Source organism: Methylophaga sp. (assembly GCF_048266885.1).
Taxonomy (GTDB): domain Bacteria; phylum Pseudomonadota; class Gammaproteobacteria; order Nitrosococcales; family Methylophagaceae; genus Methylophaga.
On sequence record NZ_JBLWYR010000020.1, the window covers coordinates 1 to 25,037 of the forward strand.

General features: G+C 43.7%; 25 protein-coding genes. 4 read left to right on the forward strand and 21 right to left on the reverse strand.

What is annotated here, in order from left to right; genetic code table 11:
- On the reverse strand, positions 1 to 747 hold a 747-nt coding region (locus ACN0V2_RS10465), incomplete at its 3' end, for an HAD-IIB family hydrolase (RefSeq protein WP_417550759.1).
- A complete protein-coding gene (locus tag ACN0V2_RS10470; protein WP_417550760.1) occupies positions 748 to 2,904 on the reverse strand; it encodes an HAD-IIB family hydrolase in 2,157 nt (718 codons plus the stop codon).
- A 214-nt stretch (positions 2,905 to 3,118) separates the two neighbouring features.
- Here ACN0V2_RS10470 and ACN0V2_RS10475 point away from each other — a divergent pair, with 214 nt between their 5' ends.
- Positions 3,119 to 3,937, forward strand: a complete 819-nt coding sequence (locus ACN0V2_RS10475; RefSeq protein WP_417550761.1) for a class I SAM-dependent methyltransferase — start codon at positions 3,119 to 3,121, stop codon at positions 3,935 to 3,937.
- A 43-nt stretch (positions 3,938 to 3,980) separates the two neighbouring features.
- On the opposite strand, the gene ACN0V2_RS10480 is transcribed toward ACN0V2_RS10475, so the two are convergent.
- From ACN0V2_RS10480 to ACN0V2_RS10500, 5 genes are all read right to left on the reverse strand, one after another.
- Entirely contained in the window at positions 3,981 to 5,903 is a 1,923-nt protein-coding gene (locus ACN0V2_RS10480; protein ID WP_417550762.1) for a TIGR00341 family protein, read from the reverse strand.
- A 98-nt stretch (positions 5,904 to 6,001) separates the two neighbouring features.
- Positions 6,002 to 6,727 carry a succinate dehydrogenase/fumarate reductase iron-sulfur subunit gene (locus ACN0V2_RS10485; RefSeq protein ID WP_417550763.1) on the reverse strand — a complete coding sequence of 242 codons (726 nt, stop codon included), beginning with the start codon at positions 6,725 to 6,727 and terminating at the stop codon, positions 6,002 to 6,004.
- Positions 6,724 to 8,664, reverse strand: a complete 1,941-nt coding sequence (locus ACN0V2_RS10490) for a fumarate reductase/succinate dehydrogenase flavoprotein subunit (RefSeq protein ID WP_417550764.1) — start codon at positions 8,662 to 8,664, stop codon at positions 6,724 to 6,726. Before ACN0V2_RS10490 ends, ACN0V2_RS10485 begins: the two co-directional genes overlap by 4 nt.
- Positions 8,665 to 9,252, reverse strand: a complete 588-nt coding sequence (locus ACN0V2_RS10495) for a succinate dehydrogenase (RefSeq protein ID WP_417550765.1) — start codon at positions 9,250 to 9,252, stop codon at positions 8,665 to 8,667. It abuts the gene before it with no gap.
- Entirely contained in the window at positions 9,252 to 9,755 is a 504-nt protein-coding gene (locus tag ACN0V2_RS10500) for a hypothetical protein (RefSeq protein WP_417550766.1), read from the reverse strand. The genes ACN0V2_RS10495 and ACN0V2_RS10500 overlap by 1 nt, the downstream gene beginning before the upstream one ends.
- A gap of 211 nt (positions 9,756 to 9,966) precedes the next feature.
- Between ACN0V2_RS10500 and metG the strand changes: the two genes are divergently transcribed.
- On the forward strand, positions 9,967 to 11,985 hold the full coding sequence (gene metG, locus ACN0V2_RS10505) for a methionine--tRNA ligase (protein WP_417550767.1): 2,019 nt from the start codon (positions 9,967 to 9,969) through the stop codon (positions 11,983 to 11,985).
- Between the two features lie 89 nt (positions 11,986 to 12,074).
- Here metG and ACN0V2_RS10510 read toward each other — a convergent pair whose 3' ends face one another.
- The 13 genes from ACN0V2_RS10510 to ACN0V2_RS10570 all read right to left on the reverse strand — a co-directional run bounded on the left by ACN0V2_RS10510 (position 12,075) and on the right by ACN0V2_RS10570 (position 22,363).
- Positions 12,075 to 12,635 carry a PepSY domain-containing protein gene (locus ACN0V2_RS10510; RefSeq protein ID WP_417550768.1) on the reverse strand — a complete coding sequence of 187 codons (561 nt, stop codon included), beginning with the start codon at positions 12,633 to 12,635 and terminating at the stop codon, positions 12,075 to 12,077.
- Between the two features lie 166 nt (positions 12,636 to 12,801).
- Positions 12,802 to 13,032 carry an Hsp20/alpha crystallin family protein gene (locus ACN0V2_RS10515; protein WP_417550811.1) on the reverse strand — a complete coding sequence of 77 codons (231 nt, stop codon included), beginning with the start codon at positions 13,030 to 13,032 and terminating at the stop codon, positions 12,802 to 12,804.
- Between the two features lie 6 nt (positions 13,033 to 13,038).
- Positions 13,039 to 13,245, reverse strand: a complete 207-nt coding sequence (locus ACN0V2_RS10520) for a hypothetical protein (protein ID WP_417550769.1) — start codon at positions 13,243 to 13,245, stop codon at positions 13,039 to 13,041.
- A gap of 150 nt (positions 13,246 to 13,395) precedes the next feature.
- Positions 13,396 to 14,052 carry a response regulator gene (locus ACN0V2_RS10525; protein ID WP_417550770.1) on the reverse strand — a complete coding sequence of 219 codons (657 nt, stop codon included), beginning with the start codon at positions 14,050 to 14,052 and terminating at the stop codon, positions 13,396 to 13,398.
- Positions 14,045 to 15,373 carry a histidine kinase gene (locus ACN0V2_RS10530; protein ID WP_417550771.1) on the reverse strand — a complete coding sequence of 443 codons (1,329 nt, stop codon included), beginning with the start codon at positions 15,371 to 15,373 and terminating at the stop codon, positions 14,045 to 14,047. The genes ACN0V2_RS10525 and ACN0V2_RS10530 overlap by 8 nt, the downstream gene beginning before the upstream one ends.
- A 275-nt stretch (positions 15,374 to 15,648) precedes the next feature.
- The gene (locus ACN0V2_RS10535; protein ID WP_417550772.1) at positions 15,649 to 15,858 is read right to left on the reverse strand and encodes a hypothetical protein; all 210 of its coding nucleotides are present in this window, start codon (positions 15,856 to 15,858) and stop codon (positions 15,649 to 15,651) included.
- Between the two features lie 425 nt (positions 15,859 to 16,283).
- On the reverse strand, positions 16,284 to 16,619 hold the full coding sequence (locus ACN0V2_RS10540) for an SUF system Fe-S cluster assembly protein (RefSeq protein ID WP_417550773.1): 336 nt from the start codon (positions 16,617 to 16,619) through the stop codon (positions 16,284 to 16,286).
- 3 nt (positions 16,620 to 16,622) lie between these two features.
- Complete coding sequence (gene sufU, locus ACN0V2_RS10545) at positions 16,623 to 17,069, reverse strand: Fe-S cluster assembly sulfur transfer protein SufU (protein ID WP_417550774.1); 447 nt, start codon at positions 17,067 to 17,069, stop codon at positions 16,623 to 16,625.
- Positions 17,069 to 18,292 carry a SufS family cysteine desulfurase gene (locus ACN0V2_RS10550; RefSeq protein ID WP_417550775.1) on the reverse strand — a complete coding sequence of 408 codons (1,224 nt, stop codon included), beginning with the start codon at positions 18,290 to 18,292 and terminating at the stop codon, positions 17,069 to 17,071. The genes sufU and ACN0V2_RS10550 overlap by 1 nt, the downstream gene beginning before the upstream one ends.
- A complete protein-coding gene (gene sufD, locus ACN0V2_RS10555) occupies positions 18,285 to 19,589 on the reverse strand; it encodes a Fe-S cluster assembly protein SufD (RefSeq protein WP_417550776.1) in 1,305 nt (434 codons plus the stop codon). The genes ACN0V2_RS10550 and sufD overlap by 8 nt, the downstream gene beginning before the upstream one ends.
- The gene (gene sufC, locus ACN0V2_RS10560; RefSeq protein ID WP_417550812.1) at positions 19,586 to 20,353 is read right to left on the reverse strand and encodes a Fe-S cluster assembly ATPase SufC; all 768 of its coding nucleotides are present in this window, start codon (positions 20,351 to 20,353) and stop codon (positions 19,586 to 19,588) included. Before sufC ends, sufD begins: the two co-directional genes overlap by 4 nt.
- 80 nt (positions 20,354 to 20,433) lie before the next feature.
- Positions 20,434 to 21,882 carry a Fe-S cluster assembly protein SufB gene (gene sufB / locus ACN0V2_RS10565; RefSeq protein ID WP_417550777.1) on the reverse strand — a complete coding sequence of 483 codons (1,449 nt, stop codon included), beginning with the start codon at positions 21,880 to 21,882 and terminating at the stop codon, positions 20,434 to 20,436.
- Complete coding sequence (locus ACN0V2_RS10570) at positions 21,875 to 22,363, reverse strand: SUF system Fe-S cluster assembly regulator (RefSeq protein WP_417550778.1); 489 nt, start codon at positions 22,361 to 22,363, stop codon at positions 21,875 to 21,877. The genes sufB and ACN0V2_RS10570 overlap by 8 nt, the downstream gene beginning before the upstream one ends.
- A 505-nt stretch (positions 22,364 to 22,868) precedes the next feature.
- Between ACN0V2_RS10570 and ACN0V2_RS10575 the strand changes: the two genes are divergently transcribed.
- Positions 22,869 to 23,492, forward strand: a complete 624-nt coding sequence (locus tag ACN0V2_RS10575) for an FKBP-type peptidyl-prolyl cis-trans isomerase (RefSeq protein WP_417550779.1) — start codon at positions 22,869 to 22,871, stop codon at positions 23,490 to 23,492.
- Between the two features lie 42 nt (positions 23,493 to 23,534).
- Here the strand turns inward: ACN0V2_RS10575 and ampD are convergent, their stop codons facing one another.
- On the reverse strand, positions 23,535 to 24,086 hold the full coding sequence (gene ampD, locus ACN0V2_RS10580; protein WP_417550780.1) for a 1,6-anhydro-N-acetylmuramyl-L-alanine amidase AmpD: 552 nt from the start codon (positions 24,084 to 24,086) through the stop codon (positions 23,535 to 23,537).
- Between the two features lie 85 nt (positions 24,087 to 24,171).
- Between ampD and nadC the strand changes: the two genes are divergently transcribed.
- Positions 24,172 to 25,017: a carboxylating nicotinate-nucleotide diphosphorylase gene (nadC, locus tag ACN0V2_RS10585; RefSeq protein ID WP_417550781.1), complete on the forward strand. Its 846-nt coding sequence runs from the start codon at positions 24,172 to 24,174 to the stop codon at positions 25,015 to 25,017.
- Positions 25,018 to 25,037 lie beyond the last annotated feature (20 nt).

Below are 25,037 nucleotides of genomic sequence, written 5' to 3' on the forward strand. Positions count from 1 at the left end.
AACAGCAATATAAAGTGATTGTGGATGACCTTTTTCTGCAACCAGCTGTTGCGCCATGGCTTTTATTTCATCCGAGGCATTATTGACCACCACAGATTGTATTGGGCTAGCTAACACCGGCATATCATTACCACTATCACCGGCAAATACCACTTCATTATCTGCGTAACCGAGCCGGCCTTGCAGAAATTCAATGGCATGCAGTTTGGTAGCATGTTCCGGCAACACATCTAATAATCCAACATTGGTTAACTCATCAATACTCCACATAACGGATGCATTAATGCCGCCCTTTTGCAGATGACGATGCACTTCTTCTATGACGTGATCTTTATCAAGATAGAGTGGCAGATAAAAACTCAGTTTATGAGTATTTTGTTTACTAAATTCTTGTAGTTGTAGATCTTTGATATCGCTTAGCAATGCTTTGAGATCAGTATGTGACTTGCCGTTCCAGTCTTGATCAATCTCGTCACACCAACTTTGTACTTCTTGCCACTGGCTATCCTTGAATTGAAATATCTTGGTGCCTACATCACTGATAATGTAATCCGGTTGGGGCAAGCTATAAGTACGAATTGCTTTTTCAACCAATTGCCGATGCCGACCGGTTACATAGACCAGGCAAACATTATCTGATTGGCAGAACTTGCGAAAACGGTGTCGTGCGTCAGGATGTTCCGCTTGCATTCCATTAGGGATAACGGTGCGATCCATATCGGTACAAAGTAGTAGTTTTGAACTCATTTAACTTGAACCTGTGGCTTTATCAGAAGTGATTTGGAAAAAATTATAATACTCAATTGCTTCCATGATTCCTGCAGCGAATGGTTTACGTGCAAAATAGATATGTGAGAAGTCTTCCAGTTGCGACAGTTCTTCATGATGCCTGTTAGCCACCACAACAGCCAACGTATTACCTCGCATCATATCTTCATCAGCGCCGCTGCCTCCAGCGACACAAATACGTTCTAACGGCATTTGCCAACGATCAGCAACAAATCTTAACGCCATGCCTTTTGATGCTCTAAGCGGCAGAATATCTAAATACTGACCAAACGCCAGCTGCACATGAACCGATAATTCCTCGCGGTGCAGCAATGATTTAATATCCTCAACATCAACCTGATCACGGTCGATGTAATAACTCAGCTTGAACTGACTTTGTTCAGACTTTGGCTGACGCTCAAGGCCTGGAATATCATCGAGCAATTTGGTTACCCTGTGGGGTAACCATAAATGATCTATGTGCTTAGTCCATGCGGTATCCGGCGTTAATTTAGGAGCGTAATAGATTTCACTACCACTACTGGTAATGAGAATATCCGGCTCTGGTATGCGATGTTTTTTCATCAACTTTAACGCTTGGTCAAGTCGACGACCAGTCGCAATAACAAACTTAGTACTTTTACGATGTTCACGCAGCAAATTGACCAATGTTTGTAAAGACTCATCATCGCCAACCAGATTCAAATCCAGATCCGTGACCAATGCTCTTTCATCACGTCCGCTTTCACGTCGTTCTACTGGAAGACGTAACAACTTCTCGGTGCGGGCAGCGATAGGTTCGATTATTTCCAGATAACGTTTAGCATGTGCTTCCCAAGAGTAATGTTCAGTCACACCTTTTAGACCATTTTGTTGGCACTGCTGCCAATAATCCTCATCCAGCAATAGTTTTTCTATCGCAGAGCGGATACTGGAAATTTCTAAGGGATCAATCAACTCACCATTTAGGCAATTAGCCATAATATCCCGTGGGCCACCGTCTTCAGTGGCAACAATGGGTAAACCACTGGCCGCAGCTTCAATCAAGGTCAGACCAAAAGGTTCAGTCAGCGCAGGATTAACAAAAACCCCTTTGGTGGCTGCAGCAATACGGTAGATCAATGGCACTTCATCTCGACGATGATGTTTGGGAATAGTGACTTTGCCATATAGATCATAACGATCAATCGCTACCAGCAGTTCGTGAAACACTTCCTGCGCGCCACGTTCCAGATCATCGATATCATCACGATTACCGGCAATAATCAAAATATTGGCATGTTGCTGTAACACATCTGATTGGCCATACGCTTCAATCAAACTGACAATATTTTTGCGTTTATCTGGGCGAGACAATGCCAGAATCATTGGTTTTTGTGATGCGTCAAGATGTTGGGTAATTCGTTGGAATAATTCGCCTTGCAGTTCAACACCTTTCGGTGGTGTAAATTGCTGCATATTGGTGCCGGGCGGTACGATACGCATTTGGGCTGGCTGATAATGATCGTACAACTCGTACTGCTCTTCAATTTCCTGATGGGTACTGGTAATCACTCGTTCAGCGGTTGCCAAAGTAATCTCTTCCGCTTCAATGCGCTGATTCATTTTGTACTGCTGTTCCAGTTGATCAATATCAACACCACTGGCCAACAATCTTCGACGTTTGACCCGGCCTAATGAATGGCCGGTATGAATAAGTGGAATGCCTAATTGATTAGCAATATGCGATGCAACCAAGCCGGCATCTGCATAGTGGCTATGTAAAATATCCGGTAAAAACTCCTGCTTACGGAAAAAATCGACCAGATTATCGGCAAAGGTATCGAGATGCTCCCAAATTTGTTCTTTCGCTAAATACTGTTCAGGACCCGCATCAATCCTGATAATACGTAACTTATCATTGAGCTGTTCTACCGGATGCGAGTAATCAGGAGATATCTCTTCATCAACTACTCGTCGAGTAATCAATAATACTTCTCCTACCCTTTCTTGCTCGGAGAGAGCCTGGGCTAATTCCAATACATAAAGTGTCTGTCCCCCAGTATCGGCATCACGTCCAAGTTCCAGATCATGTCCTCGAATCAGGCCATGAATATTTAACAAGGCAATTTTTAGTTTTTCGCTGTTATCTGACATATATGTTTAATATCTTCATCACAATGAGTTTTACTGGACACTTACGACAGACATTCACATAGAGTCTGTAACTTGGGAATATTATTCAAACTACCTGCTAAGCGGCCAGAAGACAAATCCAAGCCTAAATGGCTGTGGCGTTTTTTTGCAACCTTGAGCGTACCACGCAGTCAGTAAATACAGAATTAACTTCGGTTTAAATAGGAAAAATTTTATGTCTTTACCACGTATTTGTTCCCAGGCTTTACTTTTAACACTACTTCCCCTTAGTAGTTCTTCAGTATTCGCAAATGATTCGCTACAAAGCATTATTGATAGTCCTCATCGAGCTGAAAGCAATCAACAGCGTGATGAGTATCGTCATCCAGCAGAAAGCTTGGAATTTTTTGGCATTAAGCAAGATATGCAAGTGGTCGAAATCTGGCCGGGACGAGGTTGGTATACCGAAATCCTTGCCCCGTGGTTAAAACAAGGTGAAGGAAAGTTAATAGCAGCAGGCTTTCCAGCCGAGACCCAATCCGCCTATAGGCAAACAATACGTCAAGAATATAATGCTTGGCTCGATGCTTCTCCTGAATTATATGGAGAAGTGGTATTAACCGAGTTCGGTCCAGAAACCAATTGGAAGTTTGTCGAACCCGCCAGCGTAGATGCTGTTTTAACGTTTAGAAATGTGCATAACTGGGTGCAGGGTGAATTTGCCGATCAGGCTTTTTCAGCCATTTTCGCTGCATTAAAATCCGGTGGTGTTCTTGGTGTAACAGATCACCGGGCCAAGCCGGGCACACCGCTAGCCGTAATGAAAAAAAGTGGTTATCTAACCGAAGAATATGTAATTACACTGGCAGAAAATGCGGGCTTTATCCTGGAAGAAAAGTCTGAAATTAATGCTAATTCGGCTGACACAGCAGATCATCCTAATGGTGTCTGGACCCTGCCGCCCAATTTACGAGTCGATAACGAAAAAGATAAAACAAAATATCAGGCCATTGGTGAAAGTGACCGGATGACTTTACGTTTTCGTAAGCCTTAATGACTGAAAGCTCAGACACAGAAATCTGTGTCTGAGCTATTCTCTATCGAACCACTCTGACAGCAATTTCCAGCACCACTGGCTGGCCTAAACGTCGTTCAATTTCCTGTTTCACTTTATCCATCACTTCATCATCTACTGCTGTTTTTGACACCATCGTTAGACTAATAATCATCGGATCACGTGGTCTGACATTCACATCAACTAATTTAACGCCAGCAATTTCCTGACCATCCAACTGGCGCAATACGTTATTTTCGGCGACCATTCGGTTAAAACCTATGGCCAATGGAATAGCCAGAATTGCCACCATAACCAAGGTCAACATTAATCCACGCTTAGCACGATGAAATGGGCTATAACCAAGAATCATAAAGGTAATTAACGCCGCGAGAATAATACCGACCAAGTTGGTGAGATATAACAGAAAAGCGCCAAAAAACACGGTGAAGTCGAGCCAGCCAAGGCCAATACCGGCAACGGCTAATGGTGGTACCAAAGCTACAGCAATCGCTACCCCGGCAAGACTTTTAGCAACCTCAATACGGGCATGCGCATAAGCACCAGCAATCCCAGAGACCACTGCCACCCCTAGATCCAACAAAGTGGGACTTATACGTGCTGCTATTTCAGTATTAATGTTATTAAGTGGGATAAACCAGGCAATAAGCATGGCGCAGAGCAGTGCGAGCCCAGTGCCGATCGCAATACTTTTGCCACTTTCCAACATCAGTGACTCATCTTGTCGCAAAGTGCCGAGTGACATGGATATTATTGGGCCCATTAATGGTGCCAAAATCATTGCACCAATCACCACAGGAATCGCATTGGCAAACAAACCAAATGCTGCCAGCAAGGTTGATAACACCATCAAGGTTAAATAGGCAGGAGTAGCTCGAGCGCTCTCTCGCATCATCATAAACAGATCTTTAAACTCTTCTGGCGCAGCGTGATGCATCCATGGCAACGGATAGCTGACTAATTCATTTCTGGCTTTTCCCAAAGGCAAGGCCTGGGTGCGTACAATCTCTTTTTGCTCAGCACCGCTATCCGCTAATGCCAATAAGCGGCCAGGAATCAAACGTATGCTGCGCCGCTCAACTTTGAAATCCAGTTGCTGTGCTTCGGAAACCATTTCATCGTGGCTATATTTAATAGCCTTATTCGTTTCCAGTGTTAATTGGCTACTTTTAATAAACCCGACAAATGGTGGGTTGTTACGGCTCCAGATATTACGCATAAATAACGAAGCGAACAGAAAACGTAACATTTCAAACACACTTCGCGGTGCCAATACCAATGCGTGCATCATGCCATCATTGGCATTGGAATCAGGCATAAAACGACGTGATAACACCGAACTTCGACCGTGCTCAACCGCTACGACTCCGAAGGCCGCTGTTTCAATCACTTTTTCTTTTTGAGTGGTAATGGTGAATGGCGTAAAGCGAACTTCTTTCAAGCTACGCATCAAACGCCAGAAACGTCGAACTCGAGCCCAGAATGGCTCCACCATCGCCTCTCCTGGTACTAACGTGAAAGTCTGCCCGACAATCACCGAGTTAAAAACGGGTCGCTCATTACAAAGCATTAAATCCAGTTGCGACGACTCATTATTCATAATATCGCTGAGCGCTTCGTCAAAACTGGCAGCGATTCCAAAACCATAGCGTGCATGTTTCATTTCTGGATGGGGTAACAGTCCGATGGTCCATTCCTGCTCGCGCGCTTGTAACATTAAATCACGCAAACTTTCATCGTTGAGATAGCTGATCACCAATTGGTCATCGTCAAATTGATATTGTCGATCTGATTCAAAGCTGTTGAGTCGAATATCCCATTGTTGTTCTGGTAACTTTGGCAAAATGTTCTCTTGCACAGCCGCTTCATCGGCCGCCGAAAACAACAATATCACTCGCCGTTTTTCAGTAATCGAATCAAGTTTGCTGATCAGGTCTTCTACCATCTAAGGACTCCGGAGGGATTAAGCGAGTTGTATAGTGATGTAACGGAACCAGCCTGAATAGCAGGTTCAGTAGTTAGTTAATCATGAAGTTGCTAAATTTAATGCTGATATAACAGTTTATTCATTTTACTAATGGTATCGGTACCGATCTGTTTAGGGCAAACCCGCTCACATTCCCGGTAATTACTGCAACTTCCAAAGCCTTCAGCTTCCATACGGGCTAACATTTTTGCGGGACGATTTTTGTCCAGCTGTCCTTGTGGCAGGCTACTCAAATGACTGACTTTAGCGGCAATAAATAAAGTAGCTGAGGCATTAGGACATACCGCCACACAGGCACCACAGCCAATGCAGGTGGCCGCATCAAATGCTTTGTCTGCGACCGGTTTGGCTACTGGCTGAGTATTAGCTTCGGGTGCTGCACCGGTTCGGACAGGGATGTAACCACCGGCCTGAATGATACGATCAAAAGCACTGCGATCTACCATCAAATCTTTGATTACTGGAAATGCCGTTGCACGCCAGGGTTCAATCCATAATTCGTTTTGATCCTGATAATCCCGCATATATTGCTGACAGGTGGTGGTCGCCTGATGCCGGCCATGCGGTTCACCGTTAATCACCAGACTGCAACTGCCGCAGATCCCTTCACGACAATCATGATCAAATACAATCGCCTCTTTTCCAAGACCAATTAGCCGTTCATTCAAGGCATCAAGCATTTCAAGAAAAGAGGATTCAGCTTCCACTTCCAGCTCATGCTTTTCAAAAAAACCGTCGTCATGGGGAGTGGCCTGACGCCATATATGCAGAATAAAATTCATTGGTAATTCCGTATCCCAGGGCTGACAAAATCAAAATGCAACGGCTCTTTGACTAATTTTGGCTGCACAACATCACCGGTATATTGCCAGGCTGATACGAATCCGAAATCGTTATCACGCCGTTGTACTTCACCGTTGCTGGTCAGATGCTCTACCCGAGCATGGCAGCCGCAGGACTCTTCACGGCTTAGCGCATCAATACACATTAACTCACCCAGCTCCATAAAATCGGCCACACGGCCAGCTCTTTCCAGTGTTTGATTCAGCTGTTTATTGTTGCCGCTGACTTTGATTTCCCGCCAAAACTGTTCACGGAGCTGCTGAATTTCGTCAATAGCCTGCTTCAAGGCAAATTCATTACGTGCCATGCCGCAGTGATCCCATAGTATTTTACCCAGCCGACGGTGAAAATGATCTGGTGTATGTTTTGGTTCAGGCGCGTTTAGCAGTCGATCCAGTCGCGATTGCGAATAGTTCATAGCCTGCTGCACTTCGGGATAGTCTTTCTCTTCCAAAGGCGTTTGCCTAGCAAGGTAATCAGACACGGTTGTTGGCAGAATAAAATACCCATCCGCCAAGCCCTGCATTAACGCACTGGCACCCAGTCGATTGGCTCCGTGATCAGAAAAGTTAGCTTCACCACCGGCAAATAGTCCATCAACCGAGGTCATCAGATTGTAGTCCACCCATAAACCACCCATGGTGTAATGCACCGCAGGATAAATCCGCATCGGCTGTTGGGTAGGATCTTCAGAAGTAATCCGCTGATACATATCAAAAAGGTTGCCGTATTTTTCGTTTATAACATCAGCACCCTGCTCTTTGATGGCATCAGCGAAATCCAGATACACGCCCAGCTTCTGACCATTAATTTCATGCCCTACGCCACGTCCGTCATCACATATATGTTTGACCGCTCGTGAGGCAATATCGCGCGGTACTAGGTTGCCAAACGCCGGATACATGCGTTCCAGAAAATAATCCCGATCCTGTTCTAGAATTTCTCGTGGATCGCGCCCACAATCGGCAGGATTTTTTGGTGCCCAGATGCGACCATCGTTACGTAACGACTCACTCATCAAGGTCAATTTGGATTGCAACTCTCCATGTTGTGGAATGCAGGTTGGATGTATCTGTGTAAAACAGGGATTGGCAAATAATGCTCCGTGTTTGTGCGCCCGCCAGATAGCCGAGGTGTTACAGCCTTTGGCATTAGTCGACAGGTAAAAAGCGTTACTGTAACCACCAGTGCAAAGCACCACACAATCTGCAAGATGCGAACTTAATTCTCCGGTCAGTAAATCCCTAACCACGATACCTTTAGCCTTGCCATCAATTTTGATCAGATCCTGCATTTCACAGCGAGAAAAATGCTCAATATGCCCTTCAGCAACCTGCCGGCTCATCGCCTGATAAGCACCGAGTAATAACTGTTGACCAGTTTGACCACGTGCATAAAAGGTTCTGGACACCTGCGCACCACCAAACGAACGATTGGCCAGATAACCACTGTATTCACGGGCAAATGGCACTCCTTGCGCTACAGCCTGGTCAATAATCGACGTACTCAGTTCCGCAAGACGAAATACATTGGATTCACGGGCCCGAAAGTCGCCACCTTTGATCATGTCGTAAAATAGACGCCAGACACTATCGCCATCATTGTGATAATTCTTGGCAGCGTTAATACCGCCCTGAGCAGCAATACTGTGTGCCCGGCGCGGACTATCTTGAAAACAGAACGTTTTGACCTGATACCCCATTTCGGCAAGTGAAGCCGCTGCAGAAGCTCCAGCCAGTCCGGTTCCAACCACAATGACCCGATAACGTTTACGATTTGCCGGGCTGACTACTCGCAGATTGTATTTATGCTGGGTCCAGCGTTGTTCCAACGGACCTTTCGGGGAAAAGCTGTCTAATGGTTGTTCGTCAGTCATTTATGCTTTCCAATAGGCCACTATCGGCACGATGGCAAATCCCACCACCAATAACACAACAATTGCAGTGCTGATCCAATAAAACTGTTTTGAGGTTTTGCCCAGAGTTTGCAGCACGTTGGTTAAGGAATGCTGCAAGTGCAGTCCTAGCAACAGCACACCGCCGAGATAGATGGCTAATTGCGAAACCGAGTTGAATAAGGTGAGAGTCTGACCATACATATCCGCACCGCCAAATGACCACATTTGAACCATATGCCAGACAATAAACAGCAAGATCAGCGTGATAACAATGGTTACCAGCCAGGCTGGAATAAAATGATGTTGTCGGTGTTGATAGGGATGAACTCGTGCTTTGCTGTTATGCAATCGAATCTGTACGGCAACAATGACATGCAGAAGTAACGAGGCTGCCACAACAATCCATAAAGACCAGCGAATGAGTGGTTGATTATAAAAATCGTAAAACGTTTGATATTGTTCAGGACTAAAAAAGCTCAGATTACTCAGCATATGAAAAATCAGATAAGCAGTCAGCACCAGACCTGCCATCGCCATAAAGCGTTTTTTAACTTGTAACAGTGCCATCAGCTCTCCCGACTCATTGCAATTTGATCGGTCTCCGACAACGGTTCGAGTTTTTCCCGCTGAATGGTTCGGACACAGCTGTTCCAGCGCAGAATGGATTCATCATTATGATCAGGACGCATTTGCTCAGCCTGCTGATAGCTTTCTAAGGCCTTAATAAAATAGTCATAGGCAAACGCACGTGACATCGGTTGTGTAAGCATAAAGCGGGCACGCCGTTCCAGCACAATACCGGTGTAATAAATCTGTTTATATTCGCTGGTGAGTTTGGCGATTGCCACTTCAATGTCCTGAAACGGTGACTGACTGCCGCTGATACTAATCTGATCAGTTAACGCCAGAATGTAAACCACTAATGCCGCCTGATTTTCGGGCTCGATATTGAGGATATCCAAACAGATACTTTCGGCAATTTCCGGCTCTAGCAATGAGCGGTATTGGCGCGCCCGATCTAGAGCAAGCTCAATTGACTCAGCATGTATGTCATGTAAATTCAGGTCCATCAGGCTCACTTAATGCTAGGAATTGCCGTCACAGCAGATATAGCCTCAATCTAAAGCAATTGTCATGGCTTTTCAACGCATGCAGGCCACATTACTGAAAATAGAGTCTGATAAGGTTTATTAACCTTTCATGAAGACCATGAAAGATTAACAGACCCTAGTTAATCTGTTATCTTTGACGGTTTTCTAACGGCTTAATTCCGGTTTATTTATGCAACGAAAAATTCTGGTCACCAGCGCACTTCCCTATGCCAATGGATCTATCCATCTGGGACATCTTGTTGAATATATTCAGACAGATATCTGGGTGCGTTTTCAAAAGATGCAAGGCCACGAATGTCATTATGTTTGCGCCGATGATGCGCATGGCACTCCGATCATGTTGCGCGCACAAAATGAGGGCATCAGCCCGGAACAGTTAATTGCCGATGTCAGCAAAGAACATCAGGCCGATTTTGCCGAGTTTGCGATTGGTTTTGACAACTATCACAGTACTCACAGCGAAGAAAACCGCCAACTGGCCAGCCAGATTTATCTGGCAAATCGTGATGCTGGACATATTGAAAGTCGCACCATCAGTCAGGCCTATGATCCGGAAAAAGAAATGTTTCTGCCGGATCGGTTTATTCGCGGTGAATGTCCAAAATGCGGTGCCGCTGATCAATATGGTGATAACTGCGAAGTCTGTGGTGCGACCTATGATCCGACAGAATTAAAAAATCCGGTGTCTGCGGTTTCCGGCGCAACCCCTATTACTAAAGAGTCAGAACATTATTTTTTCAAACTGGGTAACTTCGAACCATTATTACGCGAATGGACTCAGGGCGATCATTTACAGGCCGAAGTTGGCCGCAAACTCGGTGAATGGTTTGACAGTGGGTTGCAGGATTGGGATATCTCACGTGATGCGCCCTACTTTGGCTTTGAAATTCCCGATGCACCAAACAAGTTTTTCTATGTGTGGATGGATGCACCGATAGGCTATTTAGCCAGTTTCAAAAATTACTGCGACCGCAGCGGCGTGGATTTTAATGAATTTATGCGGGCTGACAGTCCAACTGAAATGGTGCATTTTATCGGCAAGGATATTATCTATTTCCATGCTCTGTTCTGGCCGGCAATGTTGAAAGGCGCCGGTTTCAGATTACCGAATCGAGTTTATGCTCACGGTTTTCTCACGGTTGATGGCAAAAAGATGTCCAAGTCGCGAGGTACATTTATCAAAGCCCGCACTTATCTGAATCATTTGAATCCGGAATATCTGCGCTATTACTTTGCTGCCAAGCTCAACAACACCATTGAAGACATCGATCTGAGTTTGGAAGATTTCCAGAGTCGCATAAATTCCGATCTGGTTGGCAAGGTTGTAAATATTGCCAGCCGTTGTGCTGGTTTTATTCATAAACGCTTCGATGGAAAATTAAGCGACTCATTGACTGATGAAGCCTTATTTAAAGCATTCACCGATCAATCTGAGTCAATTGCCAGACGTTATGACAATCGCGAGTTTGCCCAGGCAATGCGCGAAATCATGGCGCTGGCTGATAAAGCCAATCAGTATATCGATGAACAAAAACCCTGGGTGCTGGCGAAAGAAGAAGGCAAAGATGCTGAAGTTCAGGCCGTTTGCAGCATGGGCATCAATCTATTCAGAGTGCTGATTGCTTATTTGAAGCCGGTATTACCACGCACAGCTGTACAGGCCGAAACCTTCCTGAATATAGAGTCGTTAAGCTGGACGGATATAGCCCAACCATTATTGGGCCACACTATTGAACCGTTCAAACCACTAATGACGCGTGTTGAACAGGATAAGATTGATGCCATCATCGAGGAATCCAAAGAAAACATGACTGCCACGGCTATACCCGCAAAATCCACTGAAAATATTGATCCGATTGCAGAGGAAATTCAGTTTGATGACTTTGCCAAAATTGACTTACGCATTGCCAAAATCGTTAATGCTGAACATGTCGAAGGTGCTGAAAAACTGCTGAAACTCACTCTGGATATCGGGCTGGCAGAAAAACAGGTTTTTGCAGGAATTAAATCGGCTTATGCTCCTGAAGATTTGGTCGGCAAATTAACAGTCATGGTGGCCAATTTGGCACCAAGAAAAATGCGCTTCGGTTTATCGGAAGGCATGGTGCTTGCAGCAGGCCCAGGGGGTAAAGATCTGTTTATTCTTAATCCCGATGAGGGTGCAAAACCTGGAATGCGGGTTAAGTAAAAGAACGAACTGTTATCTAGTTCTTTTCGATATTACAAACATAAAAAAGCCGGCATTAAGCCGGCTTTTTTTTTGCTTGAACTGAACAATTATTGTTTCAGTTCTTTTTCCATACCAATTTCATACAACTCAATATTGGCTTCTTCAATTTCACCGGTGACAGCATTAACATCTACTTTATATTCACGGCCATGAGCGTTGACAATATCAAACTCATAAGTCACTGAGCCTTCATAACCAATTTCATATTCATTGGCTACGACTTCACCAGGAATGAAATCTAAAGCGGTTTGACGAGCTTCTGATTCGGTGATTTTTGCGTATTTTTTGAATGTTACATCATCAGCCGCGACTTCACGTTCAATTTCAGTCACAAAACCTTCTTCTGCGTTGCATTCAACGTTATAAGTATTACCATCAGCTAGTGCTTCAACATCAAACTCATAAATCGGATCATCACCTTCCATTTTCATTTCCAGCTTACGAACATTGCCGGGAATAGTGTCAAGCGCCGCATCCATGCAGGTTTCCATTTTGACGAGTTTCCACTCACGAATATCGTCAAGATCATAGTTGTCGTTATCAGCCAATACCATTGATGATAATGACATGGTAATGGCAGCGGTTAATAATTTAGCTGTATATTTCATAATTGCTCCTTAGTTAAAAAGCCTGCTTCCATTCTCTACCCGCAAGAGCAATGTTGCTTATCTTTCTGAATTGATCAGGTTAACCCTAACTCCAAATGCAATTATATTAGGAATTTTTCCTATATTCAAAAAAAGCTCCTGAATTGATTTTTTTCTGGAGCATTCATTATTTCTTTTGTGGGATATTTACTTCAATACTTTTTGGTTGAAGCTGAGGCAGTTTGGGAGTCGTTAATACCAACACACCGTCGCGTGAAGTCGCGTTGATACGCCCAACATCTGTAATTCCAGGCAATGTAAACCGGCGCATAAAACGACCACTAAAGCGCTCAATACGTTTGTAACATATCTTTCTCTTCATTTTTTTACTATCACGGACACCTTTAATGGTCAGCAGTCCGTTTTAGGCAGTCACTGCAATATCTGCGGCTTTTACGCCAAGTAAATCGGGTTGGGTAATATAGCTATCTGTATTTTCTTGAATGTCGACTGTTGGTATCCAGTCCTTATGACTGAAATTGGTTTCAGTTGCAGGCACTTGCAATAAAGATGACATTTCACGTTGCAAGTCATCCATCAAACTGTAAGGTCTGTATCGGTGAATCGTCATTAAACACCTCCATAATTTGTTTATCATGAAGACGAATACTGTCATCTGATCGACAAAATTGGCATAGCTTAAAAACAAGTCAAGGGGGCGATGCGATTTTTAAGTAAATCCTTAACAATCAAACAATTAAAGATCGATCATCCGTTTTGACTAATGTTTGATTATGCCTAAAACAACGGCGATGTTTGCGAGATCAGCCGTGGTGTTTACATTCAATTTGTTTTTGATCTGTGTGTTGTAGTTTGCAACTGTTTTATAGCCTAGATGTAACTCTGCAGCGACTTCATGCGCGGTCATGCCTTTAGCAGTAAGACAGAAAACATCAAACTCTCTTGGCGATAGTAGTTCCACTACTTGGCCATAATGCAATGTGTCTGACGGATGCCTGAAATCATCAATATTTGGCAAAATATCCTGCTCTATATAACGTTTACCTTGTGACACGGCTAATACTGCTTCTGCTAAGACTTCTGCTGCACTATTTTTAGTGACATACCCTTTAGCACCAGCCTGAATAGCACGCTCCACATAAATCGATTCATCATGAATGCTATAGACCAATACCACAGCTTGAGGATCCTGCTTTTTAAGACGACGTATTGTTTCTAACCCACCAATACCGGGCATAGATAAATCCATTACCACCACATCAGGACGCTTACGATCATATTCGTGACAAGCTAATTCACCGCGATCCACATCGACGATATCACCAATAAACGGTTGCGAATCCAGTAACATTCTAAAACCGGCGCGAACCACTTGGTGATCATCTACTAGTAAAACGCTAATCTTCTTTTCATTCATTCTCAGATTTCTCTATGATTGGCATCCATGCGCTTATACTAACGCCTTTACCGGCCTCAGACTCAAATCTGAACCGGCCTCCCATATTTTCTACTCGTTCCCGCATTGCCAATACGCCAAAACCATGACCCGTCGATTCGCCACCTTGTCCATTATCTCGGATCCGCATCACCACACGTGGTGAACTTTGTTCACCCTCTTGTCGAATTAGTAAGGTTACTTCAGATGCATTAGCATGCCGCACCACATTGGTAAGACACTCTTGTGCAATTCGATAAACATGTATTGCCAGCTCATGCGCTACCTGGTCTAGTCTGTCATCATAATCCAGTTTTACCACTAAATCAGGATGCCTGCGACGCCATTCATTGACCAAATCTGCCAGCGTTGCCCCCAATCCCAAATCGGCAAGACTCAAGGGGTGCAGCGTTCTCATCATTGACCGCACCACCCCAGCCAAATGGTTACATATTTCTGCAATTGAATCGGAAATTTTTGTCACTTCAGCGCTAGGTTGACGAATAGCTGTCGACATCGCTTTAATCGCGGTTAAAGATTGCCCCATTTCATCATGCAGTTCACGAGATAAATTACGGCGTTCTGATTCCTGAATTTGCATGGTATGTCGGGCTAAAGCCTGGTTGTTATCTTTGGCTACTTTTAAGGCATCTGATAGATGATTGACTTCGCTTGCGATAGCATCAAATTCACTGATTTTGAAAGGTGGTAGTTTTCGTCCGTATTGTCCCGACTCTACTCTACGTAAACCCACCACAATTGTTCGGACATTCTGCAGCATAGAGTTAAATACATAATTAATTGCTAAAAAGATCACAGCAATCATGGTCATCACTGACCAGAAATAAGCTGTCGACTCTTCCCAGGTTTCAGCAATTTCATCCAAAGGGTCAGCCCGAACAATAATTTGCTTTACTCTGCCATCAGCGAGTTTGACGTCATAGTTTGCAGATGGATAAGTTGTTTTTACGGCCCGCACAAACCATTCAGGTGGCAGTTCCTCATCAAAGCTTTCGCTAACAAACCATTCCACTTCTTCACCATCTTCATTGAGAATACTGATATGCAAATGACGGGTATGTTGTATGGCGCTGATCTGTTGCAACCATTCATATTCCGTCATCGAAGTACGGGATAAATGGCTAAAGCCCAAATCCATCATTTGCAAGGCAAGATTGAATGAAGAACTTACTTCTCGCTCAACGGATTGACGAGCCTGCCAAATCGTCAACACGCTACCGAAAATGCTAATAATGATCACCGAAAATAAAATTCGGCTGTTAATCAAACCTCTTAAGCTCATGAATTCATCTCTATGTTATATATAAAATTACAATAACAAATTTGCCTTTGAAGGTAGATTACTTTGGTTATATTTATAACTAAATATAAAGCTATATGTTATCTAAAGCAGCTCTCAAATAAATAAGAGCTCGAGTTTAAATCTTTTCAACAAAATCAAAATTAAGTTATTCAATTAAAATTGATTAGACGTAAAGGGTTTTCATTAAATGAGTGAAATTATGGTTTTGTTTTTTGTAGTTACAAATTTAATGTAATGATTATTTAAGCATCAACTTAATTCGAATTTATTGATTCTTTTGAGTCTTGGTTGTCAACAATAAATCGGTATTGCTTACCACAATGCAAAATTACTTCTTTCTGACCACGTTTAAGAATTTTGACTTCTATCCGAATATCACTAAAACCATCATGGGCTAATACTTCATCGAGCAGGTCCATTAACTTAGATTTTAGTAATTTGACAGGAATTGCAGCAGTGGTCATTTCGTCCGGCTCAGTTTAACTTTAGAGAGTGGATAGTAGACACAGAGGAAAATAGCCCATATAGGATATTTTCCTGATTTTGTGGGGGAGTTGGTTTAATGCGAACAAAACAAACTTAAGCAGTTGTTTTATCAATATAAAGTTGCTTAACATCAGATGAACATTGAAAAGTAATAGAGCTTGCAATACAAGATAAATAAAAAGGAATTCCTCCTATATGCGGCATAGCTTTAGATGACTATGATTAGCTCCAACAGCTTGCTAATGAGATTCTCTTAGGGCGATGCCCTGAAATAGTTGCTTACTGTAGCCTTAAAGTTTGTTACCTCTTCAGATTGGTCATGCGATCTGATTAACCGTGGATAGACCTATCCACGGTTTTTTTTTGCTTGAATCCGGCTAAAGACAAACTTATCTGAATAAACCTAAAACATACCCAGTTGTAATTGAGCAGCTTCGCTCATTTGATCTCGTGTCCAAGGTGGATCCCAGACCAGTTCAACGTGCACTTTGTTTACACCATCAATGCTGCTGATCTTGTTTTCCACATCGCCTGGAAAAGTCTGTGCCACGGGGCATCCTGGTGCGGTAAGTGTCATTTGGATAACTACATTTCCGGATTCACTTACATCGATCTCATAGATCAATCCAAGCTCATAGATATTGACCGGGATCTCGGGATCGAAGATTGTTTTGAGCATCTCAATCACATCTTCTTTCAAATCTTCTGCGGTAAAAGGTTGCACTTGATTGTCGTTCATAAATTACTCAGTACTAATCGAAATATCGTGATCGCTATCTATCGCGGCGTGCACGGTATGCCAGGATAAAGTCGCGCATTTTACCCGTGCCGGAAACTCTTTAACACCACTAAGCACTTCCAGTTTGCCCAGCAGGTTTCGGTCAGTCTCTTCACCGGTCATGGATTTATGTACCTGCTCGTAAATGGCCTGAGCTTCTTCAATGGTTTTGCCTTTCAAAGCTTCTGTCATCAATGATGCAGAGGCCATGGATATGGCGCAGCCACTGCCTTTGAAACTGACATCTTCAATCTTATCGCCATCGAGTTTGACGTAAACCACCAGCTTATCGCCACACAACGGATTGTTACCATGAGCCAAATGATTGGCTTTTTCAATCTCACGAAAATTACGTGGCCGTTTGTTGTGATCCATGATCACTTGCTGGTAAAGCTCTCTTAAATCACTCATCAGGCAAAAAGCTCCTGTGTTTTTTGTATGGCGTTAATCAATGCGTCGACTTCTTCTTCAGAATTATAAAAGGCAAATGAAGCACGGGCTGTGGCCGGAATATCGTAAAACTCCATTACTGGTTGAGCACAATGATGCCCGGTACGGATAGCCACACCTTGTTGATCAAAGATAGTGCCGACATCATGTGGATGAACGCCTTCGATCATGAAAGAAATGACTGCAGCTTTCTCGGCAGCGGTGCCAATAATGTTGACGCCAGGCAGTGACTCGATTTTTCGTGTCGCTATTTCCAGCAAGTGATGTTCCTGGGCGGCGATATTGTCGATACCGATCTGCCACATATAATCAATCGCTGCACCCAGGCCGATAACGCCGGAGATATTTGGTGTCCCAGCTTCGAATTTGGCAGGCAACTCGTTATAAATAGTTTTTTCAAAACTCACCGAAAGGATCATATCGCCACCACCTTGATAGGGTGGCATGGCATTTAGCAGATCTTCACGTCCATACAACGCACCAATACCGGTGGGTGCAAACATTTTATGGCCGGAGAAAACATAAAAGTCGCAGTCCAGATCCTGCACATTCACTGTCATGTGTGGAACAGCCTGTGCACCATCAATTAATACCGGAATATTTTTCGCATGGGCTTTTTCAGTCATTGATTTAACTGGATTGATCGTACCCAATGCATTGGAGACCTGGCCGATAGCCAGAATCTTCGTGCGTTCAGTCAGCATGTCTTCAAAATGCGTTAAATCCAACTCCCCGCTTTGGGTCATTGGAATGACTTTCAGCTTGGCACCGGTCTGTTCACATAATATCTGCCAAGGCACGATATTAGCGTGATGTTCCAGATGGCTGATTAGGATTTCATCACCAGCTTGCAGCTTTGGTCTGACAAAGCTTTGTGCCACCAGATTAATGGCTTCGGTTGCACCACGGGTAAAGATAATTTCTTTATCGGAATTGGCATTTAAAAACTGCCTTACTTTGCCTCGAGCAGATTCATACATATCTGTAGAGCGCTGACTCAACTTGTGTACACCACGATGAATATTGGCATTATCGTGCAGATAATAATGACTGACTGCATCAATCACCTGACGTGGTTTCTGGCTGGTAGCCGCATTATCCAGATACACCAATGGATAGCCATTAATCTCCTGATGCAGAATCGGAAAATCTGCACGGATGCTATTAATGTTCAGATTACTCATGCACACCACCTTTAGGTAAACGTTTTTCAATTACCTGAGTAATAGATTGTTTGAGTTCCTGATTGGTAATGCGTTCAATCACGTCTACCGCAAATGCAAAGGTCAGCAAGCTACGAGCACTGACTTCATCGAGACCACGGCTACGCAGGAAAAACAATTGATCTTCATTGATTTGACCTACTGCACTGCCATGTCCACATTTAACATCATCGGCATAGATTTCCATTTCTGGCTTGGTATCAATTTCACACCCACGAGACAGCAGTAAATTGCGGTTGCTTTGATTGGCATCCGTTTTCTGGGCATCTTTATGCACAATGACTTTGCCGTTAAACACCGCGTGACTTTGTTTATCCAATACGCCTTTGTAAACTTCTTCACTGGTCGTATTGGGCACGCTATGATCAATGCGAGTGTGATTATCAACATGCTGTTCATCGGTTACCAGATACAGACCATTCATCGTCACATGGGATTGTTCTCCCAGTAATTGACTGTGCACATCATTTCTAGCAAGTTTTGCACCGAGAGAAATACTGGTGTTGTGCCATTTACTGCCAGTGTTCTGCGAGGCAGCCATGGTGGCGACATGATAATGATCCAGTGATTCACGCTGTAGTTTGTAATGAAATAATTCTGCATTTTCAGCCAGACTTATTTCAGTCACTACGTCAGTCAAACCATTGGCTTTGTCATTGCCAGCATAGGTTTCAATAAAAGTTGCCTGGCTGTCTTTTCCAAGCGCAATGACATGACGCAAATGCATTGCGTAATGTTGCGTATGGCCGCTGTTTACCACGATTAATTCAATCGGTTTATTTATCTTGGTATTTTCGGCTACCTCTATGAAAATACCTTCATTCATCAACATGGTATTCATCGCATTAAAGCCTGGCTTTTCAATGTTGATTTGTTGATTGAGAAATTCGCTGGCACGGTCAATTGATTGAGATAACGGCGTTACAGTAAGCCCTTCTGGTAGCCTATCAATAGATGATGCAGTCAAATCCACACGACCATCGACAATCACCAGACGATAGGCATCTTCAACAAGTTTCAGCTCATAAATATCGGCATATCCTGGTTGGGAAACCTGATGAACAAACTGCTCCTGACCAAACTGCCAAAGGCTGGTGTATTTCCAGTCTTCTTCTTTTCTGCCAGGTAATCCCAATCGTGCAAACTGATGCTGAGCTTGTTCACGCAGGGTTTTCCATCGTGCATTGTCAGCCACCATGATGTCACGGCTGTTGGCGACAGCAGAAAAATCGGTATGAATGTCTGTTAATACTTTCATGCAGGCTGCCCTTCTGGCTCTGGTGCATCATGCACCCAGCTATAGCCAGATTTTTCCAATTCTTTAGCGAGTTCTTTATCACCTGATTTAACGATGCGGCCTTCAGACAACACATGGACAAAATCAGGAACGATATAATCAAGCAACCGCTGGTAATGGGTAATCATTACAAATGAACGTTCCGGGCTACGCAGAGCATTAACCCCCTCCGAAACGGTTTTCAGAGCATCAATATCCAGGCCTGAATCGGTTTCATCCATAATGGCAAGTTGCGGTTCAAGTAAGGCCATTTGCAAGATTTCATTACGTTTTTTCTCACCACCGGAGAAACCTTCATTCACACTGCGATGCAAAAACTGTTCATCCATTTTGACCAACGCCATTTTGCTACGGACTAATGTCAGGAAATCAATGGCATCCAATTCATCCAGACCTTGGTGTTTTCGAATGGCATTTAACGCCGCTTTAAGCAGATAGATATTGCTGACACCAGGAATTTCTACTGGGTATTGAAAAGCCAAAAACACGCCGCGTCTGGCACGCTCTTCAGGTTCCAGTTCTAGCAAGTTTTGACCTTTATATATGACTTCACCTTGGGTGATTTCATAGCCTTCACGACCGGTTAACACATTAGATAGTGTGCTTTTTCCTGCGCCATTTGGGCCCATGATGGCATGTACTTCACCCGCATTGACCGTCAAATTAATACCACGCAGAATTTCTTTGCCCTCGATTTTTGCGTGTAAATTTTTGATTTCCAACATTTTCATAATTATTCTCTATTCATTTTTTTAGTTTGAGCAGCCTGACCCGCTCAACATGTAGTTATTTTAGGGAACGACGTTTAACCAACCGAGCCTTCCAACGATAAACCGAGCAGATTCTGTGCTTCCACCGCAAATTCCATCGGTAACTCACGGATAACTTGTTTACAGAAACCATTCACAATCATCGAGACTGCGTCTTCTAGATCCAGACCTCGCTGTTTGCAATAGAAAAGCTGGTCTTCACTGATTTTTGAAGTAGAAGCCTCATGCTCGACCTGAGCAGTTGGATTTTTCACTTCAATATAAGGAAAGGTATGCGCAGCACATTTATCACCCATCAATAATGAATCGCACTCCGTGTAATTACGGGCATTCTCGGCATTAGGTCCGATACGAACCAAGCCACGATAGGCATTAGATGAACGACCAGCTGAAATACCTTTCGAGATAATGGTCGAGCTGGTATTTTTGCCCAGATGAATCATCTTGGTTCCGGTATCAGCTTGTTGCATGTTATTAGTAACCGCCACTGAGTAAAACTCACCGACTGAGTTGTCTCCCTGCAACACCACACTTGGATATTTCCAGGTAATGGCTGAGCCAGTTTCGACCTGAGTCCAAGAGACTTTTGAACTTTCACCACGACAGGCAGCACGTTTGGTTACAAAGTTATAAATACCGCCCTTGCCGTTTTCATCACCGGGATACCAGTTCTGCACAGTGGAGTATTTAATTTCAGCACGGTCCATTGCCACCAATTCCACCACGGCCGCATGCAGCTGATTTTCATCACGCATCGGCGCAGTACAACCTTCTAGATAACTCACATAAGAATCATCATCGGCAATAATTAAGGTACGTTCAAATTGTCCTGTATTTGCCGCGTTAATACGGAAATAGGTGGATAACTCCATCGGGCAACGCACACCTTTCGGAATATAAACAAATGAACCATCGGTAAACACAGCACAGTTTAATGCGGCGTAATAGTTGTCTTTGTATGGAACAACGCTGCCGAGATATTTTTTAACCAGTTCCGGATGCTCATGAATAGCTTCCGAAATCGGCATAAACAGAATACCTTGCTCAGCCAATTTGTCTTTGAAAGTGTTTGATACTGAAACACTATCAAACACCGCATCAACCGCTACACCGGCCAAACGAGCACGTTCGTCCAAAGGTACGCCAAGTTTTTCGTAAGTACGCAGCAATTCCGGATCTACTTCATCAAGACTTTTAGGACCGTCAGTTTTTTTCTTCGGCGCAGAGTAGTAACTGACTGACTGATAGTCGATTTCCGGGTAATGCACATGTGCCCATTCAGGCGTATCCATTGTTAGCCAGTGGCGATAAGCCTTCAAACGCCATTCCAGCATAAATTCTGGCTCACCTTTAATCTGCGAGATCTGGCGAACGACGTCTTCATTTAAACCCGGCGGCAGACTGTCTGATTCAATATCGGTATAAAACCCGGCTTTGTATTCTTTCTGCGTAATTGCTTCAAGTTGTTGTGTTTGATCATTCATGTTGATCACCATCCTGTAAGGTAACTGCTTTTGCCCGATAATTGGGCGGATAAAATTGAACTGTCCGCGGTGCTGAAAGTGTCGGTGTCAGCATATCGGCTAACTTGACCTCATCCAGTGCGTGAAATACAGCGTTGTTGATTTGATTCCAATTGGTCTGCACCGTGCAGTGGGTTTCCTGGTCGCAATGAGAAACACTGCTCACACATTCCGTCAGCGCGATCGGCCCTTCAATAGCAGTGATAATCTGTGCAACGGAAATACTGGCGGGATCACCACTTAAGGTATATCCGCCTTGCGCACCTCGTTCTGAAGTCAAAAGCCCACCAGTGGATAACACTTTTAAAATTTTTCGCACCGTTGGCAATGGCATATGCACCGCATCTGATAACATGTGCGCACTATGCTGTTTGCTTCGATGCTCGGCAATGTAGCTCATCAGCACAATGCCGTAATCCGTCAATTTACTCATGCGTAACATTTCACGCCCTCCTAATTGATACCATTATAGTATCAATTGACTTAATAACCAAGTGTATTAGTCGGCTATTCAATCTGAAAGCTGTTAAAAAATATGAGACAATCGCTGAGCGAACTTCGCGGCTGATAATATCTCTAACTTGAGGGCTTGTTGATCTTTCATCTCCGCCTCTGTTGTGAGCTGAAAAAGCGTCAATCAAGGCACGAGGAGCGCCTTTTAGTAATTCTAAATAAGCGACGAGTAACGCAGGGTGGCGCTTTTTCAGTCACAACCCGAAGGGCTGGGACTATTTTTGCGGCCGCCTGCGTTGTCAATCACTTATGTAGAAAAGGCTACACGGCGTGCTTTCCGCCTTGTCGGACACAAAAATAGCCTCCAGCAGTGGTGGATATGAAAGATTAACAAGCCCTAGGCCAGCCTAATTATTTTACTTAAAATTTGAGAGTCATAAGACATGAAACTGAAATATCTCGCTTTCCTTCCCGTTTTATTTGGAGCTAATGTAATGGCAGAAAACGCCACCCTCGATACAGAACAACAAAAACTCAGCTATATCTTCGGCATACAAGTCGGTCAACAAATGATGATGGAAGGCGTAGAGCTGGAAATGGATGCATTTAGTGCTGGCGTTTCTGACATGATGGCTGGTCGTCAACCACAGATGGATCAGGCAACAGCTCAAGAAATCATTGGTAAATACCAACAGAAAAAATCGCAAGAACTCGCTGCAATGATGAACAAAAAACAAGCTGAGTCTAAAGCCTATATGGCAGAAAATGCGAAAAAAGATGGTGTTGTCACGACTGACAGCGGTCTGCAATATGAAATCATTGAAGCAGGTGATGGCGCCACTCCAAAAGCCACAGATAAAGTCATCGCACATTACGAAGGTACCTTAATTGACGGTACGGTTTTTGATAGCTCTATTCAGCGTGGCGAACCAGCAACCTTCCCTGTTAACGGTGTTATCCAAGGTTGGCAAGAAGTGTTACAAATGATGAAAGAAGGTGCCAAATGGCGTGTTGTCATTCCAGGTAATTTAGCTTATGGTCCACAAGGTGCCGGTGAAATGATTGGCCCTAACGAAACATTAATTTTTGATATCGAGCTGATTGCGATCACGCAGTGATAATCATTTAAAATCAACTAAAGCCGCCCACGGGCGGCTTTTTTATGCCTGCAATAATTGGTTTAAATATACCCAATCAAAATGTGGACCAGGATCGGTTTTACGTCCAGGAGCAATATGCTCATGGCCGGTAATTCGTTCTTTAGATAATAATGGATAGGCAACAAACAAGGCCTTGCTTGCTTTCGCTAGTTGTTGATATTGCGATTCGGTGAAAGCCGTTTCATCATCCCCTTCCATTTCAATGCCTATCGTAAAATCATTACAACGTTCTCGGCCTTCCCAGCAGGAAACACCGGCATGCCATGCACGTTTATGAAAAGGAACAAACTGCTTTATTAAGCCATCTCGTCTTATCAGTAAATGAGATGACACCTTTAGATGTGCGATCTCTGCAAAATAAGGATGCGCATTCGGATCCAATTGGTTGAGAAAAAGATCGGCAATCCAACCACCGCCGAACTGTCCAGGCGGTAAACTGATATTGTGAACAATGATGCCGCTAATATCGTTCTCATCTGGACGATCATCATAATTTGGTGAGGGTAAAATCTCCGCCGCATCCAGCCATCCACTTTGCCTATCGATAATCACTCATCTCTCCAACATAGGTTTCTGAATAGATTATCAGAGCTTTAACAGTTACCCTATCGTCTGTTTAAATTGAACCTCTAACACTATGACGATTCAGAATTTCATTCCAGCAAATTTTATTACCTCCCAAGTCAAACTTTCTTTATTAGAAGATGTTGGCCAACAAGATCTCACTGCAGATCTTATTCCGGAAAATGCGCTAGCCAAAGCCAGGCTAATTAGTCGTCAGGATGCCGTTTTATGTGGCCAAGACTGGTTTAATGAAGTCTTCAAGCAGCTGGATCCAAGTATTGACATCAACTGGTTTTTTAACGATGCCGATCTATTAGTTGAAAACGCGGTGATATGTGAACTTTCTGGCAATGCCCGGGCATTATTGAGTGGTGAACGCACCGCAATGAATTTTATGCAGACGTTTTCCGGTACAGCCACCCAAACCAAACGTTATGCTGACCTGATTAAAGACTTACCTGTTCAACTATTGGATACCCGTAAAACATTGCCGGGCCTACGACTTGGCCAAAAGTATGCAGTGCGTTGTGGGGGCGGAGTAAATCATCGATTTGGACTGTATGACGCCATACTGATTAAAGAAAACCATATTCTTGCTGCTGGCTCTATTGCAACAGCGGTAGCTCAAGCCAAAGATTTGCATCCAAATGTATCGATTGAAGTTGAAGTCGAGTCGATGGATGAATTACATCAGGTACTCAATACCGCTGTTGATATTGTGTTGCTCGATAATTTCACACTTGAGATGCTGCGCGAGGCTGTTGCCATTGCTAACGGAAAAGTTGCCCTTGAGGCTTCAGGCGGTGTGAATAAAGAGACGCTAAGAAGTATTGCTGAAACAGGTGTTGATAGAATTTCCGTCGGCCAGTTAACCAAAGATTTACAAGCAGTAGATTTATCAATGCGATTTATTGATTAAGAAAAAAAAGGCCGCAAATA